Raw genomic sequence first — 25964 nt, forward strand, 5'->3', positions numbered from 1 at the left:
GACCTGACATTTTCCGAAAATAGGGAGGGGATTGTCCTCGCTACCGCTATTTTTGTATTTCAGGCAGTGAGGTTATCCAGTTCATCGCCAACTGCGGCCATTCGGCTGCAGGCAGGCCTTTAGCGCCACGAATACCAAACCCATGTTTCCCTTCAGCGAACAAGTGTAGCTCCGTCGGCACTTTGTGGGCGCGTAGCGCATTGAACATCACCAGCGAGTTATCAACCGGCACGGAAGGATCATCAACCGCATGCAGAATAAAGGTTGGCGGTGTCTCTGACGTAACGTTCTGCTCCGTTGAATAGCGATGCTCCTGCTCCATCGTCGGTGCATCGCCAATCAGCGCTTTGCGCGATCCGGGATGAGCAATCGCCGGATCCATGGAAATCACCGGATAACCGAGTACCGCGAAATCTGGTCGTGCGCTTTGTTGGTCGATAGCATCCACGGCGGCGTAAACCGACTCGTCATAGCGAGTCTCCAGACTGGCTGCCACGTGCCCCCCAGCAGAAAAGCCCATGATGCCGATTTTTTCAGGGTCAATATGCCACTCTGCGGCACGCGCCCGCAGAGTACGCAACGCGCGTTGCGCATCGGCCAACGGTGCATTACTGCCCTCCGCATGACCCTCTGCCGGCATCCGGTAGGTCATCACAAACAGGGTATAGCCTTGCATGTTAAACACTGGAGCGAGATCGCTACCTTCTTTATCCAGCACCACCCGCTGATAAGAGCCGCCTGGCGTGACCAATAGCGCGATACCGTTGGGCTTCTCCGGCGCATAGACGGTGATTTTTGGCGCGCGAACTCCGGTTACGGCCCGATCGGGCTGCGAGGCGTCTTTGCTACGCTCCACGAGGGATTCAGTCGTCGGGCTGTTTTTCGCCCCAGGCGCTTCACCGCCGGGCCAGATGGAAAAGGTGGGTAAGGAGGCAAATGCCGCCTGACATGACAACAGTAGAGTAATGGTAGCCACCAGAGGTAAACGAATCATAAGAATCTCCATTGTGGAGAAAGCTTATCATTCGCTAGAAGGAGGTAAAGCGAGTTGCATCACAGAACACCGTTTCATTTAAATCAAAATAAAACGATGTTCTGTATATACCTTAACCGCGGGGAGATTCTGTCGCATATTCACGGGTACAAAAAAGTGACGCCAACCACTGACTTGACGTTACCGGCCACGACTTGGCCGGTGGTTCGTGCATAATTGGCGGTCAACCCTAAACTGGTTGACGAGGTGCCAACGACACCCAGCGAAATGTTCTGATTGGCGGCAATCACGCCATTGCTGTTGGCAATCTGAATACCCACCCCTTGAGCGACAGGTGTAGAGGCGGTATTAGCAAAAATCGTGTTTGCCGCATCCGTGGTTGGCCCAGTCAGGTAATAGGCCAAGTTTTGGTTCTGGGCACAACGTACCGTCAACGGTATCGACACGGTTCCCGGATATTCTGGCAGACTCACGTTGACGTCGCGGGAAGAGACGTCACAGCCGCCGGTGGGGATCACCACACTATTGTTGGCGTAGATATTCCAAATATACGCGAACGAGTCCGCATTCTGATTATTGGTCTGATGCATATTTAACACAGCAATTAACGAGCCGTTCTCTACCGCCACGCCACCAGCCGTGCCCATCGGTGTAAGATTAAGTACCGCGGGCCAGGACTTTGGGGTTCTGGAATTATAAATCACCCGGTGGGTTTCAGCCGTGGTCGGGAATGCGTAAGGCCTACCGTCATAAATAAAACTCCCCATAAAGTTCGCCAGTACGCCGCCATAGGCTGAACCCGCTTGCAGAGAAACGTAGTCTATAATGCTGTCTGGGTAATCATTACGACAGAAGATCCTACTGGACAAATCAACCACCAAGTTTTGGCCCACTCCGATCTGTGGAGCCAAATCAACATAGACGTTGGCGCTGCCGCCGCCAATAGGAATGGCCGCCCCGGCCGCTGTTTGGCAAGCAAATGCATGGGCATTGGATGAATAGCCAATCATGATCGCGGCTGCACCAAGATATTTCAAAAATACGCGGATTAAGTCTTTCATATGTTCTTCATCATCAGGAATAGGTGTAAGTCACGTTGATCAGGGATTGAACCGAACCCTGTGTCGCATTACCGCCGGGTGTAATGGCTCTCACCTGTAACACTAGGTTCGCGGCCAGTGAAGCATTATTCACCGCCACGACTTTGGTACTGCCGTTGGGCAGATTCACACCGTCGCTATCGGCCAGTTGTAGTGCAATGTTGCGGGCCTCGCCCTGATTGGCGTAATAACTGTTGGTGCTATCGGCCGTGCCGGAAAAGGCCGCGGTGACCTTTGTGGTCCCTTCTGGGCAGTTGGTGAGGCTCAACGTCACTGAATGCCATGGCGAAGTCGCCCCCACCGCGAGCAGGTTGAAAGTATACAAATCGTCCAGTTCTACCATGGTAGATACGGTAGATACCGTGCAAGGTTTGGCCACCACCTTGCCATTGATAGTGATGGTGACATCTGCTGCTTGTGCCAGAGGGTGTACTATTATCAGTAACCACCCAGCGAGCATCAGTAACCACCCAGCGGGCATCAGTAACCACCCAGCGAGCGGCCCCAGTTTGTTTATGTTCATCGACCTTTCTCCGGTTACTGAAATTCCAGGGTAAAGTTTGCCGTAGCACTGACCTGCCCTGCAGTCACCTGTGCACGGGTCGCCATCAGACGCGCATAGAAATACAGCGTATTGGACTGCCCAGTGGTTATGCTTGACCAGTTCAGCCCGCTCGATGTCTCATTGAGAGCAATGGCATTGCCGTTGTTATCGAGGATCTGTATACCCATGCCGGCCGCCGCACCGGCACCACTGTCGATTTTCAGCAGGCTGAGGTTGTCGCTGTCTGCTCCACCGGTGAAACCCGTTTTCACCGCGATCGCCGAGCAATTATCGAGCACAATGCTGAACAGTACCCTCGGCGTCGTTGCCCCTACCCGATGCAACTGCTTGGCCGCATGACTCAACAGATCCACCACAAAACTTTGTGAGCCCGGTGCAACAGAGCAGGCATTGTCCTTAACGTAGCCGCTAATGGAGATGGTGCTGTCCGCGGCCTGCGTTACTCTGGTGCTAAACAGCGCCAGCAGACACAGGATATAAAGTTTTTTTCTCATTTCTCGCCTCTCCCGCCCCGCATCATCGGCATGCTGCCGTTAGATAGCTAAGTGCCTGCTGCTGACTTTCCGGCGGCAATTGGTAACTCGCCACGCACTGCTCACTGGCCCCCTCACCCCATTTGGCTTTCACTTCACCACTTGGCGGCAAACCGGTCAGATACACCTGCCCACCGTCGGCCACAATGCTGCCAGAACGGCCATCATCGAAGGACACCACCGATCCGAACGGCAAGGGTTGTCCGTTATAAGTCAGCGTCATCAGGACCTTAAAACCAACACGGGTCTTAAAATCGGCCAACACCACAGCGCCGTGACTCGGCACTACTCTGACCACCGCCTCGTCCAGCTCGACGTTGTTTGCCAGCGTATTGGGGTTCAGCGCCACACGGTTTTCTCGGTAATCCATGGCAAACGGCAGTACGGCATATCCCCGCCAATCGGTATAGATCCCACTCTGATTTTCCACCGAAACATTGCCCGCCCCCGGTGCTTTGACCAAGATCAGGGTGTTGTTCAGCGGTTGACTCAAGGTGATACCATTCTCATGAGCCAACACGCCGCCGCTCAGTCCGTAAAACAGTTGGCTGGTACCACTACTGCGGCTGTACCCAATGTTGGCATTGCCAGAAGCCCCGCGATAAGACAGCGATGTATTCCCCGTCTCGCCTGAAGTGCCCATTCCGCCGCCGGCGTAACCGGCCTGCACGTTGTAACTCAGGTTGTTATCCTCCAGTAACGTGCCATATAGCCCAGCCTGATTGGTCATCCTGCCGCTCAGATCGTCAGACATGCTGTAACTGACGGTGGAGCGATTGAAAGCGGACTTGTTGTCGGAACGCAGCCAATGGCTGAACGGGATGCTGACGTTGAAGGCCAACATATTGTCGCGTCCCTCCTGCCAGGCATTTTTGGTCAGGCTGTAGCTGAGGGTGTAAGTGATATCCTCCAGCGTGCCGCTGTAACCGGCCTGAAGTTGTTCATCTGCCTTACCGACCCCCCAATAAGTCTGGTGACTGCCGGTCAGATAAAAAGTCGCATTGTCCCCAACCTGCTGAGTCAGCGTCATCTGCAACCGGCCACGCTTGTTGTAGGCCAGATTGTAGTAATCGGTGAGCTTCGGCGTGAGCTGGACAATACCGTCATCGGTTGCCACGCTGTAGCCGTTCATCTGGCTCCAGGTGGTGTCAGCGAAACTGTAATAACCGCTGGTGGAATAACGGTAACCGAGCAGTTGCAGGTTGGTGCCCCACTCATTTAAGGCCTTGTTATATAGGAAACGCAGCGACTGCCCCTGATGCGAGCTGTCATCCGGCAGGGTGGCTCGGGCCTGGGTGATGTCCAGCGACACGGCACCGACAATGCCCAGATCTTTAGCCACCCCGAGATTGAATGCACTATAACGATCGGCAAGCTGGGTACCACCGGACACCGTCCAGCCGTCGGCCAGCCCCCACATCAGCGTGCCTTGGCCAAAGGTGGGTTGTTCCTGCTGATCGTTGCCGCTGCGATATTGTCCCGCCGTCACCGCATATCTCACATGCCCTTCACGCAGTAACCCCGGCACCGACGCATAGGGCACGGTAAAGACCTGCACCGAACCATCAGCCTCCTGAATAGTGACTTGCAGATCGCCGCCGCTCCCTGTTCCAGAAAGGTCGTCAATAGCAAATGGACCTGGTGGCACCGTAGTTTGATACACCTCGAACCCATTCTGCCTGACCGTGACCCTCGCGGTACCGCGGGCAATGCCGCGGATCACTGGAGCAAAACCTCGTTGGCTGTCTGGCAACATATTGTCATCCGTCGCCACCTGCACGCCGCGGAAGTTCACGCCATCAAAAACAGCCCCCGAGCTATAGCTATCGCCCAGCGTCAAACGACTCCGAAGAGACGCAATATCACGCTGCAAATAGGTATTCACGTGCTGCCAGCGGTTTTGATTAGAGTTCGATCCGCTGCCGCTGTTGTAACTCCAACTGGTATTATCCCGCAGCCGCCAAGCCCCAAGATTTACGCCGCTTTGTAAGTTAAGGAAGGCGTAATTGCTGGTACTCGATTGCTGGTTACGGACATTACTGCCGGTGAAACTGTAATTGAGCAACCCAGCGGTAATGCCGTTTTGCCATTGATCCGGGGGAATATAGCCACGGGCAAGATTGCCCCATGTAGGCTTGAGGAATGCTGATAGACAGACGCTGCCGCCCAACGTCAAAATCTGTGGAAGCCTCTTCGATCATCGAGGCCAAGGGTACGCAAACATCTGTTGCCAACACCGCCATTCCCGGAACCGAACGAGTATTGACGCCCATTGAGGTTAGTTGGCTGTTGGTCAGACAAGGCAGCAAAGCCTTGTGATCGTTATCGGGCTGGAAAGAGACATCTTGGGTCGACATAAACCCGTCATTCATATAAATGTCGACGCGATAGATACCCGGAGGTGCCTCAAGCCCCTTTTCAAATCCAGACAGATCGGCCACCTTAGCCGGATCATCAGAAAGAAAACGCGGGTTGAAATAGTGTTCCGCTCGAGCCGATGCATCACCACTTAACGCCAACAGCATCATGGCCAATGGCGTTGAAGCCAGCTTAAAGATGGAGGTGTCCTGGTAGTTATCTTTTATCACTCTGTGACTTTCCGTACCGTTTTTCAGATATAGCATGGTTCCTCCGGTTCGATGCAAGTTACCCGGCTGCCTGATTTATCTGGTTATAGCTTGATGAGATAGGTGGCGGCTCTATGCCTTACTGCATGACACCTTTGAGTGCCGATGTTTGGGCACCGTAGTCGTTGATAGTCCTATAGCTGATATTGCTACCTGCATCAGCAGGGAGTGTCACGTTGGCCGACCCCATAGGCGGCACCATGGTGTTAGCCAGCAGCCGCGAGCCCGCATTGAGCTCGCTCAAAGTGATGAAATAGGGGGTCGGATTGACGATCGTCAGCTCTTTGCCGTTACGTTTAAAGCGTAACTGCTCCGGTGCTTTGTCTGGCGCAACACTGAGCCCATTTGGGCGATAAAACAGTTTGATACGGCTGGTAATAGCCAATTGCAGGGTGTTCTCATCTTGGCGTGATTTGTCCAGTGAGGGGATTGCTTTGACGTTGACCCAGTACAGGCTCTCCCGATCCTTCGGCAAACTCTGGTTGGTCGCATCAATGATGCGCAGCGTGTTCTCTTTTTTTCCCTGCATCAAATACAACGGTGGCGTAATAATAAGGCTGCCATCTTTTTGTCCATCGGCGCTTTCTACCCAAGATTGGATCAGATAGGTGCTGTTCTCATCGTTATTGCTGACACCCAAAGTGACCTGTTTCTGATCAGAAGGATAGATCACCCGAGTCGCGCCAAGGCCAATGCCGGCATTTGCCATACCTACCTGCCCCGCCGCCAACAGCAGCAATACGGACATCATCTTTCCAACCATCGTTGTTTTTCTCACATATACCTCGTCCATCAGGATCTGACCTCCATAATGCTGCACGGCCATAAGCCGAAGATTGTGCCGCGGTGATACCAGAAACAATATCTGGCTCCGTAACTGAGAAAACAGGCCTCCTTGGCCTGCAATCGTCATCCTTGATGAGTTCAGCTTACAGATACTGCACCTTGAAAGTGGCATCAGCGTTGGCAATACCGGCAGTGGCAGTGCCAGTCGCGATATAACGAGCCTGGAATGGAACAATAACGATGCCCTCAGAGAGCGTAGTCTCCGCACTGAAGGTCGCACCATCAACTGCCAATGCTGTGCCGATGCGATCAAGGATCTGAACACCAACGTTTTCTGCATTACCCGCTGCAGAAGCTTGTAGAGCCAGAGCAGTAGGATAGGTAGCGTTAACTGCGGTGCCCATGAAAGCAATAGAGACCGAGCCAGCAACCCCTGGATCACAATCATTCAGTTGGATATTGAACCCAATAGAAGAACTGACATCTCCAGCGGTAGCCAACGAAGCTGTTCTTGCTTGCGCCATTGGTACCGTCTGGCCAATAGAACCTGTATCCACGGCACAAGCCGCATTAACGACTTCGCCTTTGAAGTGGATCGAGCCACCGTTGACGATAGTCGCAGCATTAGCGACGCCAGTCAGAGAAAGAACTGCGGCAATACCAGCAACCAATGATTTGATTTTCATACTATCTTCCTTTGAATAAATAATGTTTCATAACCGTGAACATGAAAAAGTGTGGCGGTCTAATCCCTTAGCGGACATCGTGTTGATCGATGATTGTTGATAATTTCACAACTTATTCCGTATCTGTTTTGAATTAAACATGTGCTTATCAAACACGCTTAACAGGACTTCCTTCGCATAATCTGTAACGCTCAATTAGAATTTCGTCTATAAATAGAACCTCCGTTATTTTATGTACAATCGGCATGAAGGCTTGTTTTTAAAACAAAAGAAATCCTACGCACAATAGTACGCAACGAGCATTTTCAACATAATTCATGCCAATATATTGATTGGATAACGCTTATTAACTAATTAAATAAATATGCTTGCATCCTGTCATTATTGACAAAGAAGAGTGATGAATTGAAAACCACAAAAAGCAAGACGATCAAGCACCATGGGCAGGACTATACCCGATCTAAAGAACTGACAAAACAACTTTTTCTAGATTTTAAAACCACTTAGGATTAAATTGGCAGAATTAAAAAACAAATTATTTATAAATCACAGCTCATTGAGTCGCGTGCTAATTGATGTGTAATTTAATGTTTCAGATTTTTCACTCAAACTGGATTATTATTTTTTTATATTTATGTGACGTAAAACCTTCTCACCAAAATTAGTTTTTGCAAATGAATTGTTAATAAAACCGACTAAATAGAGAATAGTCTCATATATAAAAAGAAATATTAATTTTGATTATTTTAATATAAAAGCGGGAGTTTGACGTGAAGAGAACTGGCTAAGTCAGGGTAAGTAACAAAGAAAGGCCGGTATGATTAACCCGCCTTTCCAAAATTAAACAATGTTGTTGTTGCGATTTACAGTTTTATTGTGGTTAAGAGTGCTATCGCGGTTTAGAGATCTTCACCGTTACTCGAAATGACATTCTTATACCAATCGAAACTTAATTTGCGTGAACGCGCCATAGTGCCAGTGCCATCATCGTTTTTATCCACATAGATAAAACCATAACGTTTGCTGTATTCACCGGTGGTGAATGACACACAATCGATGCAGCCCCATGGGGTGTATCCCATTAAATCAACCCCGTCTTCAAACACTGCTTTCTTCATCTGTTCAATATGGGCTTTCAGATAAGCAATACGGTAATCGTCATGGACCATGCCGTCGTCTGCAACTTTATCGATCGCGCCAAAACCGTTCTCAACGATAAACAGCGGCTTCTGATAACGCTCATACAAGACGCTCAGTGAATAACGCAAGCCCACAGGGTCAATCTGCCATCCCCAGTCTGATGCCTTCACATGCGGGTTAGGGACACTGCCTTCAAAACCAGAGAGTGAATTGCCGCTTCCTGGGTTGACCGCAGAAACGGCGTTACTCATGTAATAACTCAGCCCCATGTAGTCTGCACAACCCTCACGCAGCGCCTCAAGATCGCCCTCCTCCATATGAATGGTAAATCCACGACGTTCCCATTCATTAAGAATGTATGACGGGTAGTAGCCACGCATGTGGACGTCACCGAATAGATAACGTTCACGCATAGCTTCAACGGAATACATCATGTCATCTGGATGGCAAGAGAACGGATACAGGGGCACCATCGCCACCATACAGCCAATTTTGAAGTCTGGATTAATGGCATGGCCCAGTTTGACCACTTTAGCGCTGGCAACAAACTGATGATGAAGCACTTGATACATGGTTTCTTCAGGATTTTCTTGTTCGGTAAAAATCACGCCCGAACAGCAATAACCAAACAATGGATACTTCCAGTTACGTTGGTTATTGATTTCGTTAAAGGTCATCCAATACTTAACTTTGCTTTTATAGCGCTCCATCACCACTTCGCTGAATTTCACGAAGAAGTCGACCACTTGGCGATTTTTCCAACCGCCATACTCTTTCACCAAATGCCACGGCATTTCGAAGTGAGATAACGTAATCACCGGTTCGATACCGTATTTCAGTAATTCATCGAACATGTCATCGTAGAATTGCAGGCCCGCTTCATTCGGCTGCTGCTCATCACCGTTCGGGAAGATACGCGTCCAAGCAATGGAAGTCCGGAAGCATTTGAAGCCCATTTCCGCAAAGAGTGCGATGTCTTCTTTGTAGTGACCATAAAAATCAACAGCTTCATGATTAGGATAGCGGTAACCTTCCTGTACACCATCGGTCATGACACGATCAACACCGTGTGCGCCACCGGAAAGGACATCGGCGATACTCACCCCTTTGCCACCTTTATCCCAGCCGCCTTCGACTTGGTGCGCCGCAACAGCGCCGCCCCATAAGAAATCTTTTGGTAATTGTTTGTCACTCATAAAATTCTCCCTTGGTTCAATGGGCAGCTATACGCCCTGAAATAGAAATCAATGGCGGGTAATGCCCCGCCTGATGAGGATACCGGTTTCATTTAGCCCTGATTCATCTGCGCCTGTGTCAGCGGCGTTTCAGATGGGCTAACACTTTGCTCCACGCTGTTTGGTTCATCCGTAAAACCTACCAACCACGTGAAAACAGCACCCAACACAAATGCGACCGTGACGGAGAGCAAGAATCCGAGGAACTGAGTCATATGCCCTTCTTTAAAGAAGACCGGCAGTACAGCAATACCCGGTAGGCAGTAACTCCACGACACCGCATTAAAGGAACCCGCAATCGCCCCGCCAATTCCCCCAGCAGCACAGCTACAGAGGAACGGTTTTTTCAATCGTAACGCCACACCGTAAATGGCTGGCTCGGTTATCCCAAACAATGCCGTGATACCGGCTGACAAAGAAATTCCTTTCATTTCACGATTACGTGTTTTCAAGTAAACGCCGAACATGGTGCCCGCCATGGCAAACACCGCAGAGGCTTGCAGGCCGGTAAAGGTGTCATAACCCAAAGTGGCGTAGTTACCCACCGTGACCGGTGTAATGCCCCAATGGACGCCCAACGTCACCAATGGCTGCCAGAATGCCCCAACCATAAACCCTGCGATTGCGGGGCTGAGGTTATAAAGCGTGTTGTAAACGCCTCCAATCGCGCCGCCAATAAGGTTACCCACTGGGCCAAACACCAACAGTGTTAATGGCACCATGATGGCAATACAGAACATCGGCGTGAACAAGTTGCGCACCACCATCGGTAGGATGCGTTCAAAGAAGCGCTGTACATATGACATCGCCCACACCATCAAGATGATCGGAATGACCGAGGCGGTATAACTCAGGTATTGCACGGGAATGCCGAAGAAATCCAGTGTAGGAGAGGATAGCGGAATACCCGCAATGGTATTTAAAATATGCGCAATCTGTGGGTTATTTACCGCGTCATGCATCAGTTGTTGAACAGCAGGGTCAGCAGAATTCACTGTGGTGATTTTATTCGCGGTCAGCATACTCATGTAGTCAGGGCTGATCAGCGCACAAGCGGTAATGACGGCCGTAAAAGGATTCACGTTGAATTTTTTCGCGGCGGTAAAGGCCACCATCACCGGCAAGAAAGTAAAACCGGTCCATGAGACAAAATTCAGAATACGGTAAGTTCCGCTCGCGGCATCCATCCAACCTATCGCGGCAAGAAAAGAGATAATCCCTTGTAAGATACCGCATGCAGCCAACGGATAGAGAAAGGGAGCAAAAATACTGGAGATAATATCCATCAGGCGGCTCACGACACCGACTTTAGGTGCGGCAACGGGGGTGCTTTCATCGATATTAATCAAACGAGTCACATGGAGATAGGCATCACTGACATGATTACCAATTACCACCTGCATCTGCCCACCCGCTTCAATAACGGTGATAACGCCTTTCACGCGATTTAATTTTTCTTTATCGACAACGGTATTATCTTTCAATATAAAGCGTAAACGTGTCGCACAATGTGTGACATTAATCACATTATTATCACCGCCGATATATTTAATAATTTCTTGAGCGGTGAGTGCGTAATCAATTGCCATTATTAATCTCCTGTCGCAGATACTGAGTATAAGGGAAGCAGAACGTTATTCGTTTATTATTAGTATTTTTTTGACTGAGGATGGAGTTTAGCAAAAAGTAATTTGATGTCACGATATAACAAAACTCGTGATTTGGAATATGTCACATAGAAAAAACACCCTGTTTTAGGGTGCTTATTTTCGTGTTAATTGCGGGAGTTTTTTGCCTATGGTTTCAATAATATATAGCACCGGTATTTGGGTGGTAATATTATATTGGCCTTCTAAGACGATAGGCGGCATATGATAGGATATATTAAGATCAGCCATTTTGGCGAGCGTAGAGTTATCACTGTTTGTCAGGCTGATTATCTTGCATTTATGCAGACTAAATTGGTTGGCAATCCGGATGATCTCTTCTGTTTCGCCAGATACAGATAGGATAATCGCAATGGCGTCCTGATACATATCACTATTTATTGGATAATAAGGATCATCAATATAAGTACTAAACTTTCCAATATTAGAAAAGAAACGCGCACTGTATTTACCTAATGCGCCAGACGTGCCTATTCCAACAAAAATAACTCGGTTCATTTCGGCTATTTGCGCCGCAGCAACATCAAGTAATTCATCAAATTCGCGATTATTAATACTCTTGAAATAGTTTATTATTTCGCTGATACCAAAACTGACAGGGGGTTTATCATCATGTTCTAAATACAGCTTAAAGCGAACCCGAAATTCAGAATAACCATCACAATTCATTTTCTTGCAGAAGCGCAAAACCGTGGTGGTAGAAACACCCGCTGCATCAGCTAATTCTCTGATGGTCATATACATCACTTTGTCGGTATTTTTGATGATGTAGTTATAAACGATCAATTCCAGTTCGTTTAACGCTGATATTTCTTGATATGTAAACATACAGATACCCAAAACGATGCAATGGCCTTAGACAGCTGAATTTAACATGAAATGGTGGGACTAACGAGGGGGGAACTGACCGCAGTTAAACTGATTGGGCAGGACCACCGGAATATCATCCGTTATTATTGGATATTCCATCTGTCAGGGCTGTAGCTGCTGCTCCCCCGTCACCACCGTGCCAAAGTCGTCCAATACCGAGTAAAACACCGTCATACCAGAAGCAACTGTTGCCTTGGTGTGCTCCAAAACAAAACTATCCTGACCTTTAGGATTAATCATGCCGCTTTCAGGGATGACACTCGCGACAATCTGGTTCTTATCGCGCCCCAGTGAGATCTCCAGCAATGTCTGGTGAAAAGGTGTGGGGTTACTGACCCGCACCGCAGATTTATTCCCTTGTTTTATCAAGCTAAAACGCAATTGTTCCTGAATATTGGCGGTGCTTATTCCCTGCAACTGCAACGGTCGATAGAATAATTTAATTCGCGTTCTGAAAGCCATCTGCATATGGCTGGCGGTATTACCCGTTACCTTCTGCGGGACTTCCAGTACATTTAGCCAAAATACCGACTCACGATCGCTTGGCAGTGGCGTACCACTGCCGGTAAACAAAACTCTGAGGCGTTGTGAGCGTGTGCCGTCAAGGCGCAAAATCGGTGGAGAAACGATAAAAGGCGTGGTGATTTTCTCTGGCGGTGCTTCACTTTCCCCAAGATCTACCCAGATCTGTAACAGCACGGCTGAACGGCCTTCGTTGACCACTCTCAATGTTGCTTCTTTCTCTTTCGCGTTGACGATCAAACGCGTAGCCCCCAGATAGATCTCGGCATATGCTGCTGGAATTGGGATAAGCAGGGCCACCGCGCTAATCAGCAACAAGCCACTTACCCATCGACCTTTCAGGTTAAAATTCCAACAATTAAAAGCTGACATAGTAGCCCTACTTATAATTCAGCGTAAAAGTGATTTCGCTATTCGCACTGCCTGCGCCAACCAAGTTGCCGGTTTGAAACAACCCAGCCTGCATTGGCACCTGATAGTTGGCCTTTGACGTTGCATCGTAGTTATCCAGCAGATAAACCGTACCAAAGGTCACCGGTGTACCCGTACCACGCAATAGTTGGATGCCGACCCCACTGGCAGTGGAGCTCGCGTTAGGTGCCACCACACCATTTGTGGCATCAAGCACTTGCGTGGTGGCCGCAAAACTGTAACCGATACTGGCCAAACCGGCTGGACATTGGTTGAATGCCAAATTAAATGCTTTACGCCCCGCATTAGAGCCAACTCCGTGAAAATCACTGACTGAAGCCTCAGGCAGGTTAACCGTCACATTCGGCGTTGTGCAAGTCCCTGTGCCAGCAGCAATTGAACTCCCACTTTTAAACTGGGTGATCATATAGGTGAGATCCCCTACTGCAGGCGTACCGTTATTGTAGGTTTGCACATGGCGCATATAAGTGGGGTCGAACAATGGGATGGTGCCACTGGTCAGATTAGTGGCGATTTTGACAAAACGAACCTGAACATCAAGCCCCAGATAGAACTTGGCCCCGGCATTGTAACTGATGGCTATCGAATCAGGATGCGTTTGTTGCCCCCCAGTGGCGATAGTCAGTGGCTGCCAGTTGGTGGTTTTGCCATTTAAGGTAAAGCGCCAGCGGGCAATGTAACCCAAACCAACCTTGTTGGGATGATTGTAAACAGTGTAAGTTTGCCCATCAGTACTGATACTGCTGTTCACTGTAAAGGGTGGATAACCTTGCACGCTAAAAGTTATCGGCTGCTGATAGTTGCTGTTAGGTGTGCAACTCCAGGCGGTAGGGTTATTTGAATTGATCCAAGGGCCAATCACACTCCCGACGGTACTGTCTTTGCCTATTTCCAGAGCCGTAGTATCGAAATACTGATAATAACCGCTGTTACGCGCACAGTTAGCATAAATGCCCTCGGCTTTGACCGAACCGGCATAACCAAGCAGCAACAACCCGCCCAAAAACAGAGGCTTCCATCGGGTCACCGCGGCCCAGAGAGTCGAGCTAAAGCGTAAAAAATCACGTTGCATCATTGTCGTATTCCTGTCTTCCGATAAGCATTTATTTGCATATCACCTCTAACTGCCGGAATTCTCCCTGAGCCACTGCGCCACTGGGTAATTTATAATCAAATCCGCAACTCTCACCAACCCCCTCACCCCATATCACACGCAGATGGCCATCTTGTTCATTCACTCGAACCAAGGCCTGCCCACCCTGAGCGATATAGCCCACACCGATACCATTAGCGTCTTTGACTTCAGCACCAAAAGGCAGTGGCGTGCTATCTGCCCGACGACCGGTCAATAGAATCGAATAACCGCTTGAAGTCTCAAACTTCATCAGTGCCACCGCCCCTGCGGTTGGCGCAACTCGCTGGCTGGTGGTTTTAAATTCCACATCTGATGACAAACCTTTCGGATCAAGTTCAACATCATTCTGCCGATAAGGGCTCAGATAAGGCACAATCGCCCGGCCTCGGCTATCAAGGCGTGTTCCCGAATAGTTAGTCACACGGGCACCGGCCGCATCCGGTGCTTCAACAATGCCAACGGTATCACCCAACGACGAGGCAAATACCACACCACCGCTGTAAGCAACAACACCGCCAGACAGGCTGGCACTGACCTGATCGTAATCATTACTTTTTGAATAACTGCCACCCACAGTGGCTTTCGGTGCCAGCCAATTACCATTCACACCCAGAGTGTTATAGTTGCCATTCTCATCAGTACGATTATCCGCAACCGAGACACCATAGTTAAATTGATTATCAATTCCGGCAGAACCAGAAACGCCCGTTTGTAGCGAATGACTGTCGCGAGTGCTGGTATAGCTGGTACTCAACCGCGGTGAGCCATTTTGAGTTCCCAACGGAATAGAGAAAGAAACACTCAACTGATTATCCCAATCCCCGCTAGACATATTGCGCAACCGGTTAATCGCGACGTTATAACTCAATGACTTATAGCTATTATTATAGCCAAGCTGGAAGTTCATATCGCGCCTCTGCCCACCCCAATAATCCTGCGCATTGGCATTGGCATAAAACGAACCGTAACCCTCAGGCAGGCCTTGAGTAATACTGATTTGCGCCTGATTACGACGACGATATTTAAAGCTGTCATCATAGCTAGTGCTATCTGTTGGCAGGCTAGAATTGAAAATAGTTCTATTCACTTCACCGTGCTGTAGATAATCACGCATCCGCATGGCTTCAGAGGGTGTGTAAAAACCATCACTAGAATAATGGTAGCTGGCGATGGTCAGGCTGGTATTGGTTTCGGGTAAGGAGTTGGCGTAGGTGATACCAATACTCTGGCCATTCTGATCGCCTTCATCCGGTAGTTTGGTTTGTGCTTGTGTCACATTAAATGCCAGCGCACCGACGGAAGTATTAAATGCCAGCCCAGCAGATGCCGAAAGATACCCTTCAGCAGCGACAACCCCGCCATTGCCCGTAATGAGATTGGATAGACCATGGCGTACGGTCCCCATAAACAGGGTTGGTTTTTCCACCATTGAATTGTCACGATACTCACCGGCCATCAAGGAGTAGCGCGTTGTTCCTGGCCGTAATAATTCAGCAATGGCGGTAAAAGGCACGGTAAAAGACTGTTCGCTACCATCGGCTTCGGTGATAGTCACACTCAGATTACCGCCCTGACCAGTAGGATAGAGGTCGTCGATGGTAAAAGGCCCCGGCGGTACCGTGGTCTCATAGATGGATTGGCCTTGCTGTCGCACCACTACGCGGGCATTGGTCCGAGCAATGCCACGTACCACTGGTGCATAACCACGCTGAGAATCAGCAAACATGCGATCATCTGAGGTCAGTTCAATACCGCGGTAACTGATGCTGTCAAACACCTGACCATCAGTGCTTGAATCACCAATTGTCATTTTGCTGTATAAGGATGGCACTGCGCGCTCAGCATAGGTGGCTAAGTTTTGATAATCAAATCCTTGGTTATCACTACGATTGAGTGCGCTACGATAATACAAACGCCAACTTTGCCAGTTAAAACCGCCCAACAGCCCCAGATATTGATATGTCTGGCTGCTAATATCGCGCTGATTGCTACGATAACCGGTGTAATCATATTTTAACGTTGCCGCAGTCACCCCGTCATCCCAATATTTGGGGTTAACATAACCACGAGCCTGACGGATTAAAAATGCTTGAGGAACCTGAATATCGAGGCGCTGAATATTCTCATCAAAAATCGCATTGCCGCCCTCCACGAGATTGCTCAATGGCAAGCATACGCCGGTTGTATCAAGCTGCGTTAAGATATCAGAAGTGATATGTGTGATATCAACGCCTAATTCAGCAAATAGCGCGGAGTCATAACACGGGGAGGCAACTTTAGAATCTGGCGTAGGTAATTCAAAGCGCATATTCTGACGCCCAACCCACTGGTCATTCAGATAAATATCAATGCTGCGCTCACCTGGAGCAACTGGGTTCCCCTCACTATAACGCGCCGCATCCACAGAGAAACGAAGGAAAGAATCACTGAACTCAACATGTTCAGGATCTTCAGCTGCTGAAGTCGGACTAAATAGCACACTGCCCAAGCTAAAAATAACAAGGGAGAATGCCGATAAATAGTTCAGGCGCTCGTTTTTTTGATAATACATATCATTACAATGCATTATATCTAGGCCATTAAATGAAGATGTGCCGTAAAAAGGCATAAAGAGTTAAATTAATTATTTTTATGCTTTCTAATTTTATTATTCCAGTTTTTGAGAGCCCTGCGTCTCTCCACCTTGATCATTGATAATAGAATAAAAGACTTGTGTCGTATTATTAGTCGCCCCTTGAGTGTTCACAGGTAAACTAAGCTCAGCAAAAGGTGCTACCATTTTATTATTTATTTTACTCAAGTTAGCCAAAACTGGGCTGTCTTTAGATGCACGAAACTCAATTTTCCTAAAGGTAATGTAATACGGTGACGCATTTTTTATTACCAACTGGTTGCCTTTCTTAGAAAAGGTCAAATGTTTCATCGCTTGTTCTGACGTCATCATTAATTCTGCTGGGCGATAAAACATTTTAATTCTGGTGCGGAAAGCCAGTTGTAGTTTGTTATCTTCGCCGGTAGCACTTTTTGTTGGCTTAGGTGGGATCTCTAACAAATTAAACCAAAAAAGCGTTTCACGATCAGTTGCTAAGCCACTGCCCGTCCGAAACAGCCGGATAGTTTGATCTCTTTTAGGATCTAAACGTATTACTGGTGGCGTAACACTAAAAGGTACCTTGATCGTATCCGGACGTGCATTCGCATCACCGTTATCAATCCAGGCTTGCAAGAGAACTGGCATATTCCCTGTATTGGAAACCTTAACTATACCTTCACGTTGCTTTTCATTGTAAATGACACGCGTCCCAGTGATCATCACTTCCGCGCGAGCAATTGTCGCCGTAATGAATAATGTGACCAAGGTGAACGCTATAAAGAATGTTTTACGCATAAGGTTTCCAATTATAGAGCGAACTAAACAGGGAGCACTAAGCTCCCATGTTGTTGCTGATAACATTGGAGATTAACTATCTCCCTCTTATCAGCCCCGCTATATCACAAGCATTACTTAGTCATAAACAATAGTATAGTCAACTTGAGTCGTTACTGTACCCGCACCGACTGAAGCGTTGTTCGCATAATACTGTGCATAATAGGCTAATGTCGCGCCACCACCAGATATATCTTCGACGACACTACTCTGACCTGCACCGCCGACCATAATAGGCGAGCTATTTTTATTTAATAGACGAACCTGAACACCTGTCGATGTGCCATTGCTGTTCAAACGACCTGTTGAGGTTTCTACCGTAGCGCCTGGCTCAAAATAAGCATAAGCATTATTCATTGACGCCCCAGAGCAACCAGATAAGACGATACTAAAAGGTGTAGTACCGGCAACCGAGTTAATCGTGCTCAATGCGCTGGCAGAGATAGTCGGTAAATTGACTGTGCCATCTTTAGTGCCATTATTTACTGAAACGCCACAAGTGGTATCAGTAATTTGGCCATTGATAGTAATAGTGCCGTCTGTAGCAAAAGCAGACTGCGCGATAAACAGACCAGTGATAGCTGCAATTAATGCGCTGGTAGTTTTAATTTTCATGTTTATTTCCCCGTGATCTTAAATATGTTTAGAACAATGTTTTTAATTAGGATTTATATCCTGAACCAGTGAAGTCCGATTTCGTTATGGCTATTATTTCATCATTTAAAACATTGTCAATTAGGCTAAAAAACACATAGGTATTACTATTTTGTAAAATAATAAGAATGAATAAGTATGAACAAAAGAAAAAAGAAAAAAGAAAAAAGAAAATAAGGTGTGGGATTTTTCATTTAACTTGTAGGAAAATACCTACATTAGATATTGAAAATAAATTACCCCATCAGTCACAAGTTAATAATAGCGACAAAAAATGAAATAAAAAAACAAGACAAAACAGAATGGTAGGAATTTTCTCATGGGATAAATGAGTGTGATAATCAAGACCACAATCATTTTTTGAGTCAAATCAAAAAAATCATAATTCATATTTATCAGAAAATGATATTTACATAATATTTACGTTGTAAAAGTGAAAATATTTTATTTTTATTAAAAAACACACACTGCTTAACACCATGCAGCATAAAAAATAACAATCATTGCTATGTTAGTTAGCCTTTAAATAGCAATGATTATCAATTAATATTGCCAATTCGAAAGTTTATGACTTCATATCCGAAAGACGCCTATTGCTGGCTGGGTAAAAACCTATCTTGTGTACCGAGAAATTTGCTCATTCTGCAGAGCACCCTAAGTCCTCCCATGTTTTTATCTCTGTCGGAGTAAGTGCGGACAATTTGGTATGAGGCCACAGGATCCAGCCTATCGTCTGCTCAAGCTAACAGATCACTATAAAATACTGGGGTCGTCGTGAATGCCCACTGGTCGGCAAAAGATTAGTCTCGTACATCTGTAGTCTTGAGAACTACGCGTTATCAAACTAAATCCCCTCTTTTAACATTGAGATAAAAAATAGCGGCAAGTCATGAATCGCGAAAATCACCTGTGGCTATTTTTATATCGATAAACAATCTAATTTACTGATTTTATCATCATAGAATAGCTAAAACGCGTTGTTTCATGCGCCTTAATACTGTACATTAACACAGTATATTATCTCTTTTTGGAAAAAAACATGCGTGTTGAATTGATTTATGACAAACGGAATGTCGCTGGTTTGGCTAATGCAGGTGAAATGATTAAGGCGGAGCTAACTAAACGTGTGCATCGTGTCTTTCCGGATGCCGACGTGAAAGTCAAAGCGATGCAAGCGAACGGCATCAATACTGATGCGAACAAACAAGAAAAATCAGTGCTCAATCGTTTGGTTGAAGAAATGTTTGAAGAAGCAGACGAATGGCTTGTCAGTGACTTTTAATCTGAAGTAATCCGAGCAATTCCGCTCGGATTAGATAGTTTTCTATTGTACTCTAATAAAATAAGCAATATTTAATATTTTTAATTTTCTTTTAATATTTAATTTAAAACATTAACCTTATATCAATGTTACCTTTCATTATCGATATTTAAGTCCATTAAAGGTTAGTAATGAAGAACGTAACATTAATTAAGAAAAGCGTATGCGCATTAGCATTGCTTATGACATGCCATATAGCCTCAGCTAGCTATAATTCAAGTATTACCGATAACTTAAAAGTGAGCACCTCACTGGGTTTATTAAGTGCAGAATCGCAAGAATCTGTCTATCAACCCGAAAACCAAGGGCATAAAGTCAGCCAACTGGATTGGAAAGTGAGAAACGCCCCCATCATCAAGATGGATATTTCATGGGATCTCTTATCTAGACTAACTTTAACGGCCAAAGGCTGGAGCACATTATCATCTGCAGATGGCTTCATGGATAATTATGACTGGCTAAATCAAAATCAAATTAATTGGAGTGAGTGGTCTCATCATAGTAAAACTAATTTAAACCATGCCAATGAAATTGATCTCAATGTCAAGTTTTGGCTTTTAAACAATAATAATTATCGTATTGGAGCCATATCCGGCTATCAGCAGAGTAACAATAGTTGGGTGGCATATGGTGGTGATTTAATTTACAGTAATGGCAGCCAACTCATTAAGCTGTCTGATGACATCATGGCCATCAGTTATAAGCAAAAATTTAATATGCCCTATATTGGGTTAGCTGGCCATTATCGCCATCAAAATTTCGAGCTTAATACAATGTTTAAATATAGCAGTTGGGTCAATGCCAATGGCTATGATAAGCATCATCTGCGTAATCAAACCTTCAACGATACCAGCAAAAACTCTCGCTATTATGGTGTCGCTATGGATGTCGGATATTATGTCACTAAAAATACCAAAGTATTTGTTGAAGCTTCTTGGAATCGATACTCCGAAGGTAAAGGAAATTCACAAATGCTCAACCAAGCAACGGGTCAGTCCATAAACACGCTAAAGGGTGCTGGTATCGCTTACCGCCACCAAACACTGTCCTTGGGTTTGCAGCATAAATTTTAATCATCCCACGCGATGTCGCCGCCAAGAATCAGCCTCAATATGTCGCCTACACACCTTTGTAGTCCTCATATTGAGGCTGACTTTATACTTTAAATATCACTATTATTTTCAACATTTTTTTGATTCTCACCAATAAACTTTAGACATTGCCTTTGTCAACTTTATGTTTTCCTTCGATATCGATTACAACTATCCCCCCCACTTTCTCACTATTACATAAAGAAGCGTTAACAATGACGCACTTATCGCCTTTTGTGACTGTGACTCAGTTCAAGTTTTACGCTGCTAAGCCGTTATTGGGATCATGCCATCCCCATTAATTAGGACGCTCTATGCTTGATTCCATTCGTTCACGTATCTTGGCTGCCTGCATCATCATCGTCGCGGGTTCTCTCGCCATTAACACTTATTTTAACTATTCCGTTGCCAACAAATATAACAGCAGTGCCATCGATAACACTTTGACTGCTGTGACCGCCAGTCATGGTGTCGGGATTGCAGACTGGGTGGCCGCTAAAACACAAATGATTGTGTCACTCAAAGACAGTGCACTGACGGCTGACCCGATACCCGCATTGCGTCAAGTGGCAGCGGCCGGTAATTTTATTAACGTTTATATTGGTTATGCCAATAAAACAGCCACCTTTTCTAATCCTGATGGCATTCCTGAAGGCTATGACCCCACTGGTCGCCCGTGGTATTTGCAAGCGGTTAAGGCTGGCAAACCCGTGGTGACTCCACCGTATGTTGATGCGGGGACTAATCAATTAGTGGTGACGTTTGCCTTACCCATTATTCAGGATGGGAATGTCAAAGGGGTATTGGCTGCCGATGTCACTATGGATAGCGTTATTGCAAACGTGAAATCCATACATCCAACCGATGATAGCTTCGGCATGTTAATTGATGCCGATGGCACCATTATCGCTCATCCGGATGCACAGCTAACCCTTAAGCCGCTAAGTGATATTGCACCGTCATTAGATCTAAAAGCTCTATTGACGGCGACAGATCCTATTGTTGCCAAGATAGGTGAGCAGCCTAAGTTGCTGCTTGCGCAAGCTGTACCGGGGACACAATGGTTTACAGTGGTCGCCCTAGATCAGGCACAAGCCACTGCCGGTATGCGATCATTACTGACAACGTCATTGGTGACGCTGATAGTGATTATTTTGATCGCTATCGTGATTATTGGCCTGATCACACAGCGTGCCTTACTCCCCCTTAGCCATGTGCATAAAGCCATGGACGCCATCAGCTCCGGCACCGAGGATTTAACGAGACGTTTGCCGATCGAAGGCCGTGATGAAGTGGCAAAAATTGCCCAATCATTCAACCGATTTGCCGACAAGCTGAGTGCTGTGATGGCACAAATTCGCGATACCAGCGAATCGGTACGTATTGCTGCCAATGAAATTGCGGCTGGTAATCAGGATTTATCCGGTCGAACAGAATCGGCTGCGGCTAGCTTGCAGCAAACATCGGCAGCACTGGAGCAAATATCGGCCACTGTTGCCCAATCAGCCAGTGCCGCACGCCAAGCAAACACGGCGGTACTCTCTGCGGCGAAAGATGCCTCTCGTGGGGGTGACGTGATTGCAAAAGTGATCACCACGATGGAATCAATTGAAGCCGCATCGGGCAAAATTGGCGATATCACGAGTGTGATCGATGGCATTGCGTTCCAGACCAATATTTTGGCATTGAATGCCGCGGTGGAGGCAGCCCGCGCCGGTGAACAAGGACGCGGTTTTGCAGTGGTGGCTGGTGAGGTTCGCACCTTGGCGCAACGCAGCGCACAAGCAGCGAAAGAGATTAAAACCCTGATCGAATCCACCGTCAGCAGTGTGTCATCAGGTTCTGGCCAAGTGCGACTGGCCAGCAATACCATGACTGAGATTGTCAGCAGCGTCTCTGATGTCACCATTATCATGTCAGAAATCACTAACGCTGCAGATGAACAAATGCGCGGCATCCATGAGATCAATAGTGCAGTCGCTCAGTTGGATACGATGGTGCAACAAAATGCAGCGTTGGTGCAGGAATCAACAGCAGCATCTGCAGCCTTACAAGCGCAGGCCGTTGATTTAACTGGCGCGGTGAATCAGTTTAGGATCTAGTACAGCAGAGCTTATTTTTCAGCAAAACAACCGTTTTAGCGGTGTGATCGCTTATCACCCGCTAAAACGCCCTATCCCAATAAGATCCGTGCACCAATTTTAATCGGCGCAAAGTTATCGTTTGATACCCCCGCTTCCGCTAACGCTAATTTGAGTTGTTGCGGGGGTTCATCCAACGACTCATCTGCCAACTCAAATACTCCCCAATGAATCGGCACTGTTATAGGCTGCTCTAATTGCTGGAATAACTGCACTGATTGCTGCGGGTCCATATGCTGCGCTTGCATAAACCAGCGAGGGGCATAAGCACCAATCGGTAATGCAGCATAATTGAATGGCCCCAACCGCTCGCCTATAGTCAGCAATTGCTGGCAATAACCGGTGTCACCAGTGAAATAAAAGTTGATTCCATCGCGTTTGACCACCCACCCCGACCATAGACTTTGGTTGCGATCCCAAGGCGTTCGCATGCTCCAATGACGGGCCGGTACACAATGAAACTCAAATTCAGCGGCCGTCGTTGTATCCCACCAATCCAGCTCATGAACATGGCGAGCACCGTGTTGCAGTAGCCAATTTTTCAGTCCTAGGGGGGCCAAAAAGGTGATATCGGGAAAGCGCCGCAATAATTGGTTAATCGTAGTGACATCCAAATGATCGTAGTGATTATGGGAAATCACCACCACATCGATTTGCGGCAATGCCTTGACTCTGGCGGGAACTGGGGTTTTACGAGCAGGCCCGTAAAAATTTAGCGGCGAAGCACGGCTGGATAACACAGGATCAAACAACACTGTCTTTCCAGCCACACGCAGCAAAAGCGAGGCATGCCCTAACCACCACAACGCATCTTGTTGACCACTAAAATCTGCCGCCTGCCACCAGTCATTGATGAACTGTGTGTAGCCCTGCTGAGGCGGTTTTGGTAATGCTTGGCGTTTACGTTCTTCACGCCAGCGCTTCAAATCTTGCGGATGATGAATAACTGGCTCCAGATTCTGGAATCCAAACTCCGTGTGATGGGGTTTACTGGCATCGTAATAAGGGTTTTTCTTCGCCATTTTATTCCTTTACTGCTCACTGCAATGACAGCCAACAGGCATGATTAGGCTGCGCCTATCGTTATTTATTCATTCTCAATAGCATCACTTTAACACGCCAAGCGATAGACCTAATACTGGTGATGATATTTCAGTTTGCCGATGAAAATCTTGCCACATCGGTCACGGTCATAATTAGCGTAAAGAGGCATTATCGCGTATGTGCATTATCACGGGCATTTCAGTGTTTTGTTGAAAATCCTCAATCACCACTAATTTGATTTATATCAATTTATCACTGTAATACGCGCCATTTCAGAGCCAAAAAAACCTTTTCGTGATCTAGCCCTCATTTTTAAAAACGCCATACCTTTATAAAGAAAACAGATATCCATTATTTATGAAACATTGTTTTAATTTGAGGTGGCAGTTTAAATGAGTAAACCTATTACAACCAGGCACACATTGGCATATGGGAGTGCCAATTTATTGGGCAGTGGGGCGTTAGCCATCAGCGGTGCTTGGCTGATGTATTTCTACACCACCTTTTGCGGATTGTCTGTCGTCGAAGCCGCTACAATTTTTTCAATCGCCAGTATTCTCGATGCTATTAGTAACCCAATCATGGGTTATATCACCGATAACTTCTACAACACTCGCTTGGGCCGCATCTTTGGTCGGCGTCGCTTCTTTATCTTGCTGGGTATTCCACTCGTATTAGTCTATCCGATGCTCTGGATGAGTGGCTTTGGTTTCTGGTATTACCTGCTGACCTACGCGCTGTTTGAGCTGATTTATACCTCCATCATGGTGCCTTATGAAACATTGGCAACCGAGATGACCACTGACTTTGCTAAACGCTCAAAATTAACCGGTTCCAAAGCCATTTTCGGTAAAGTTGCTAACTTTTTAGCGGCCTTTATTCCCGGACAATTTATTGCTATTTATGGCAAAGATTCAGCGACCCCCTTCCTCTATACCGGTATCGCCTACGGCTTGATTATGTGCTTCGCGATGATCTGGCTGTACAGTTCCTCATGGGAACGTCCAGCCAGTGAAGTGGTACGTGAAACCACCAGCAGTTTGGGTCAAGCACTGAAAAAACTGTGTGTGGACATGGCATCTACCTTCCATTTACGTATTTTCCGCAAGCATTTGGGCATGTATTTGTTCGGTTTCGGTGCTGAATGGTTGTTCGCTTCCGCCTTTACCTACTTTATTATTTTTGGCTTGGGCCAAGATGCTGCACTGGTTTCTCAGCTCAACAGCTTCAGTTCAATCATGCAGTTGATCTCAACCGCCGTCTTTATTGGTATATGCGTCAAAATGGGCTTTGCCCGTCCGTTCCGTATTGCCTTGCAAGTGGTGATAGTCAGTGTCATTGCCTATGCCGCGCTCTATTTTACGGGCTGGTCACAAACAACAACTGTGGTTGTTTTATTCGGCATCACTGCGGTATTCGGCTTAAGTACCGGTGGTATTTATTACATTCCGTGGACGGTTTATACCTTCCTGGCCGATGTAGACGAAGTATTAACAGGCCGTCGCCGTGAAGGGATATACGCAGGTGCCATGACCTTTGCCGGTAAAATGGTTCGCTCGATTATTGTCTTTGCCATGGGTTGGACATTAAGCCGCTTTGGTTTTGTGTCAGGTCAATCAAGTCAACCAGAAGTGGCGGTACAAGCAATTGTGGGTGTATTTGCTATCGGGGTCATCTCACTGGCGCTAGTGGCGATTTACTACACTACGCAAATGAAGTTAGACCGTAAGAATCATAAAATTCTGCTGGAAGAAATTGATCGTATTAAAAGTGGCGGTGCCATGGCGGATATCCCTGCACACGCCAGAGCCGTTGCTGAAGAGTTAACCGGCTGGAAGTATGAGCAATGCTGGGGAAATAACCCACTAGGCATGAAAGAAACTTCCACTGTGATCCCTAAACCGGTGACAGAAAGTTAATTGATCTGAAGTGAACTCATCAAGCGCATCGGCCTCCCTCCGATGCGTTTTTTGCATGAGTATTGAGAGGATGCA

The 25964-nt window shown here is 47.0% G+C and carries 19 protein-coding genes and 1 pseudogene; 4 read left to right on the forward strand and 16 right to left on the reverse strand.

Annotated elements, in window-relative coordinates:
• Window positions 1-46: 46 nt before the first annotated feature.
• The 15 genes and pseudogenes from DA391_RS14950 to DA391_RS15025 all read right to left on the reverse strand — a co-directional run bounded on the left by DA391_RS14950 (window position 47) and on the right by DA391_RS15025 (window position 18334).
• Window positions 47-994, reverse strand: a complete 948-nt coding sequence (locus DA391_RS14950) for an alpha/beta hydrolase (protein WP_050081370.1) — start codon at window positions 992-994, stop codon at window positions 47-49.
• Window positions 995-1134: 140 nt separating this feature from the next.
• On the reverse strand, window positions 1135-2055 hold the full coding sequence (locus tag DA391_RS14955; protein ID WP_108087918.1) for a fimbrial protein: 921 nt from the start codon (window positions 2053-2055) through the stop codon (window positions 1135-1137).
• A 13-nt stretch (window positions 2056-2068) separates the two neighbouring features.
• Window positions 2069-2575, reverse strand: a complete 507-nt coding sequence (locus DA391_RS14960; RefSeq protein WP_050286872.1) for a fimbrial protein — start codon at window positions 2573-2575, stop codon at window positions 2069-2071.
• Window positions 2576-2631: 56 nt separating this feature from the next.
• Window positions 2632-3153, reverse strand: coding sequence for a fimbrial protein (locus DA391_RS14970; protein ID WP_050081367.1), 522 nt, complete (start codon window positions 3151-3153; stop codon window positions 2632-2634).
• Window positions 3154-3175: 22 nt separating this feature from the next.
• Window positions 3176-5816 (reverse strand): annotated as a pseudogene (locus DA391_RS14975) (fimbrial biogenesis usher protein).
• 82 nt (window positions 5817-5898) lie between these two features.
• Window positions 5899-6618, reverse strand: a complete 720-nt coding sequence (locus DA391_RS14980; RefSeq protein ID WP_409945044.1) for a fimbria/pilus periplasmic chaperone — start codon at window positions 6616-6618, stop codon at window positions 5899-5901.
• A 130-nt stretch (window positions 6619-6748) separates the two neighbouring features.
• Window positions 6749-7291 carry a type 1 fimbrial major subunit FimA gene (gene fimA, locus DA391_RS14985; protein ID WP_050081365.1) on the reverse strand — a complete coding sequence of 181 codons (543 nt, stop codon included), beginning with the start codon at window positions 7289-7291 and terminating at the stop codon, window positions 6749-6751.
• A gap of 899 nt (window positions 7292-8190) precedes the next feature.
• Entirely contained in the window at window positions 8191-9627 is a 1437-nt protein-coding gene (locus DA391_RS14990) for a 6-phospho-beta-glucosidase (RefSeq protein WP_019209396.1), read from the reverse strand.
• 92 nt (window positions 9628-9719) lie between these two features.
• Window positions 9720-11255, reverse strand: a complete 1536-nt coding sequence (locus tag DA391_RS14995) for a PTS transporter subunit EIIC (RefSeq protein ID WP_108087920.1) — start codon at window positions 11253-11255, stop codon at window positions 9720-9722.
• 174 nt (window positions 11256-11429) lie between these two features.
• On the reverse strand, window positions 11430-12161 hold the full coding sequence (locus tag DA391_RS15000) for a MurR/RpiR family transcriptional regulator (protein WP_050081362.1): 732 nt from the start codon (window positions 12159-12161) through the stop codon (window positions 11430-11432).
• A 144-nt stretch (window positions 12162-12305) separates the two neighbouring features.
• Window positions 12306-13097 carry a fimbrial biogenesis chaperone gene (locus DA391_RS15005; RefSeq protein WP_050873259.1) on the reverse strand — a complete coding sequence of 264 codons (792 nt, stop codon included), beginning with the start codon at window positions 13095-13097 and terminating at the stop codon, window positions 12306-12308.
• A 7-nt stretch (window positions 13098-13104) separates the two neighbouring features.
• The gene (locus DA391_RS15010; protein WP_098904373.1) at window positions 13105-14232 is read right to left on the reverse strand and encodes a fimbrial protein; all 1128 of its coding nucleotides are present in this window, start codon (window positions 14230-14232) and stop codon (window positions 13105-13107) included.
• Between the two features lie 28 nt (window positions 14233-14260).
• On the reverse strand, window positions 14261-16843 hold the full coding sequence (locus DA391_RS15015; protein ID WP_167398178.1) for a fimbria/pilus outer membrane usher protein: 2583 nt from the start codon (window positions 16841-16843) through the stop codon (window positions 14261-14263).
• Between the two features lie 96 nt (window positions 16844-16939).
• Window positions 16940-17680 carry a fimbrial biogenesis chaperone gene (locus DA391_RS15020; protein ID WP_088130362.1) on the reverse strand — a complete coding sequence of 247 codons (741 nt, stop codon included), beginning with the start codon at window positions 17678-17680 and terminating at the stop codon, window positions 16940-16942.
• A 117-nt stretch (window positions 17681-17797) separates the two neighbouring features.
• Entirely contained in the window at window positions 17798-18334 is a 537-nt protein-coding gene (locus tag DA391_RS15025; protein ID WP_019209389.1) for a fimbrial protein, read from the reverse strand.
• Window positions 18335-19412: 1078 nt separating this feature from the next.
• Between DA391_RS15025 and DA391_RS15030 the strand changes: the two genes are divergently transcribed.
• The 3 genes from DA391_RS15030 (at window position 19413) to DA391_RS15040 (ending at window position 22887) form a co-directional block, all read left to right on the forward strand.
• Complete coding sequence (locus tag DA391_RS15030; protein ID WP_050081358.1) at window positions 19413-19655, forward strand: DinI-like family protein; 243 nt, start codon at window positions 19413-19415, stop codon at window positions 19653-19655.
• Window positions 19656-19825: 170 nt separating this feature from the next.
• Window positions 19826-20767, forward strand: a complete 942-nt coding sequence (locus DA391_RS15035; RefSeq protein ID WP_108087921.1) for an omptin family outer membrane protease — start codon at window positions 19826-19828, stop codon at window positions 20765-20767.
• A gap of 332 nt (window positions 20768-21099) precedes the next feature.
• Window positions 21100-22887 carry a methyl-accepting chemotaxis protein gene (locus DA391_RS15040; protein WP_108087922.1) on the forward strand — a complete coding sequence of 596 codons (1788 nt, stop codon included), beginning with the start codon at window positions 21100-21102 and terminating at the stop codon, window positions 22885-22887.
• Window positions 22888-22958: 71 nt separating this feature from the next.
• On the opposite strand, the gene DA391_RS15045 is transcribed toward DA391_RS15040, so the two are convergent.
• A complete protein-coding gene (locus DA391_RS15045; RefSeq protein ID WP_050873254.1) occupies window positions 22959-23948 on the reverse strand; it encodes an MBL fold metallo-hydrolase in 990 nt (329 codons plus the stop codon).
• A gap of 414 nt (window positions 23949-24362) precedes the next feature.
• Here DA391_RS15045 and DA391_RS15050 point away from each other — a divergent pair, with 414 nt between their 5' ends.
• Window positions 24363-25889 (forward strand): MFS transporter, encoded by a 1527-nt coding sequence (locus DA391_RS15050; protein WP_050081354.1) that lies wholly within the window; start codon window positions 24363-24365, stop codon window positions 25887-25889.
• Window positions 25890-25964 lie beyond the last annotated feature (75 nt).

It is taken from the genome of Yersinia massiliensis (assembly GCF_003048255.1).
In the GTDB taxonomy this organism is placed as follows: domain Bacteria; phylum Pseudomonadota; class Gammaproteobacteria; order Enterobacterales; family Enterobacteriaceae; genus Yersinia; species Yersinia massiliensis_A.

Bases quoted from the DNA above. Each gene is read 5' to 3' on its own strand.
- DA391_RS15015 (WP_167398178.1), bottom strand. From the start codon at position 16,843: ATGTATTATCAAAAAAACGAGCGCCTGAACTATTTATCGGCATTCTCC.
- DA391_RS15035 (WP_108087921.1), top strand. From the start codon at position 19,826: ATGAAGAACGTAACATTAATTAAGAAAAGCGTATGCGCATTAGCATTG.
- DA391_RS14970 (WP_050081367.1), bottom strand. From the start codon at position 3,153: ATGAGAAAAAAACTTTATATCCTGTGTCTGCTGGCGCTGTTTAGCACC.
- DA391_RS15030 (WP_050081358.1), top strand. From the start codon at position 19,413: ATGCGTGTTGAATTGATTTATGACAAACGGAATGTCGCTGGTTTGGCT.
- DA391_RS14950 (WP_050081370.1), bottom strand. From the start codon at position 994: ATGATTCGTTTACCTCTGGTGGCTACCATTACTCTACTGTTGTCATGT.
- DA391_RS15020 (WP_088130362.1), bottom strand. From the start codon at position 17,680: ATGCGTAAAACATTCTTTATAGCGTTCACCTTGGTCACATTATTCATT.
- DA391_RS14960 (WP_050286872.1), bottom strand. From the start codon at position 2,575: ATGCCCGCTGGGTGGTTACTGATGCTCGCTGGGTGGTTACTGATAATA.
- DA391_RS14990 (WP_019209396.1), bottom strand. From the start codon at position 9,627: ATGAGTGACAAACAATTACCAAAAGATTTCTTATGGGGCGGCGCTGTT.
- DA391_RS15040 (WP_108087922.1), top strand. From the start codon at position 21,100: ATGCTTGATTCCATTCGTTCACGTATCTTGGCTGCCTGCATCATCATC.
- fimA (WP_050081365.1), bottom strand. From the start codon at position 7,291: ATGAAAATCAAATCATTGGTTGCTGGTATTGCCGCAGTTCTTTCTCTG.
- DA391_RS15050 (WP_050081354.1), top strand. From the start codon at position 24,363: ATGAGTAAACCTATTACAACCAGGCACACATTGGCATATGGGAGTGCC.
- DA391_RS15025 (WP_019209389.1), bottom strand. From the start codon at position 18,334: ATGAAAATTAAAACTACCAGCGCATTAATTGCAGCTATCACTGGTCTG.
- DA391_RS15045 (WP_050873254.1), bottom strand. From the start codon at position 23,948: ATGGCGAAGAAAAACCCTTATTACGATGCCAGTAAACCCCATCACACG.
- DA391_RS15000 (WP_050081362.1), bottom strand. From the start codon at position 12,161: ATGTTTACATATCAAGAAATATCAGCGTTAAACGAACTGGAATTGATC.
- DA391_RS14995 (WP_108087920.1), bottom strand. From the start codon at position 11,255: ATGGCAATTGATTACGCACTCACCGCTCAAGAAATTATTAAATATATC.
- DA391_RS15010 (WP_098904373.1), bottom strand. From the start codon at position 14,232: ATGATGCAACGTGATTTTTTACGCTTTAGCTCGACTCTCTGGGCCGCG.
- DA391_RS15005 (WP_050873259.1), bottom strand. From the start codon at position 13,097: ATGTCAGCTTTTAATTGTTGGAATTTTAACCTGAAAGGTCGATGGGTA.
- DA391_RS14955 (WP_108087918.1), bottom strand. From the start codon at position 2,055: ATGAAAGACTTAATCCGCGTATTTTTGAAATATCTTGGTGCAGCCGCG.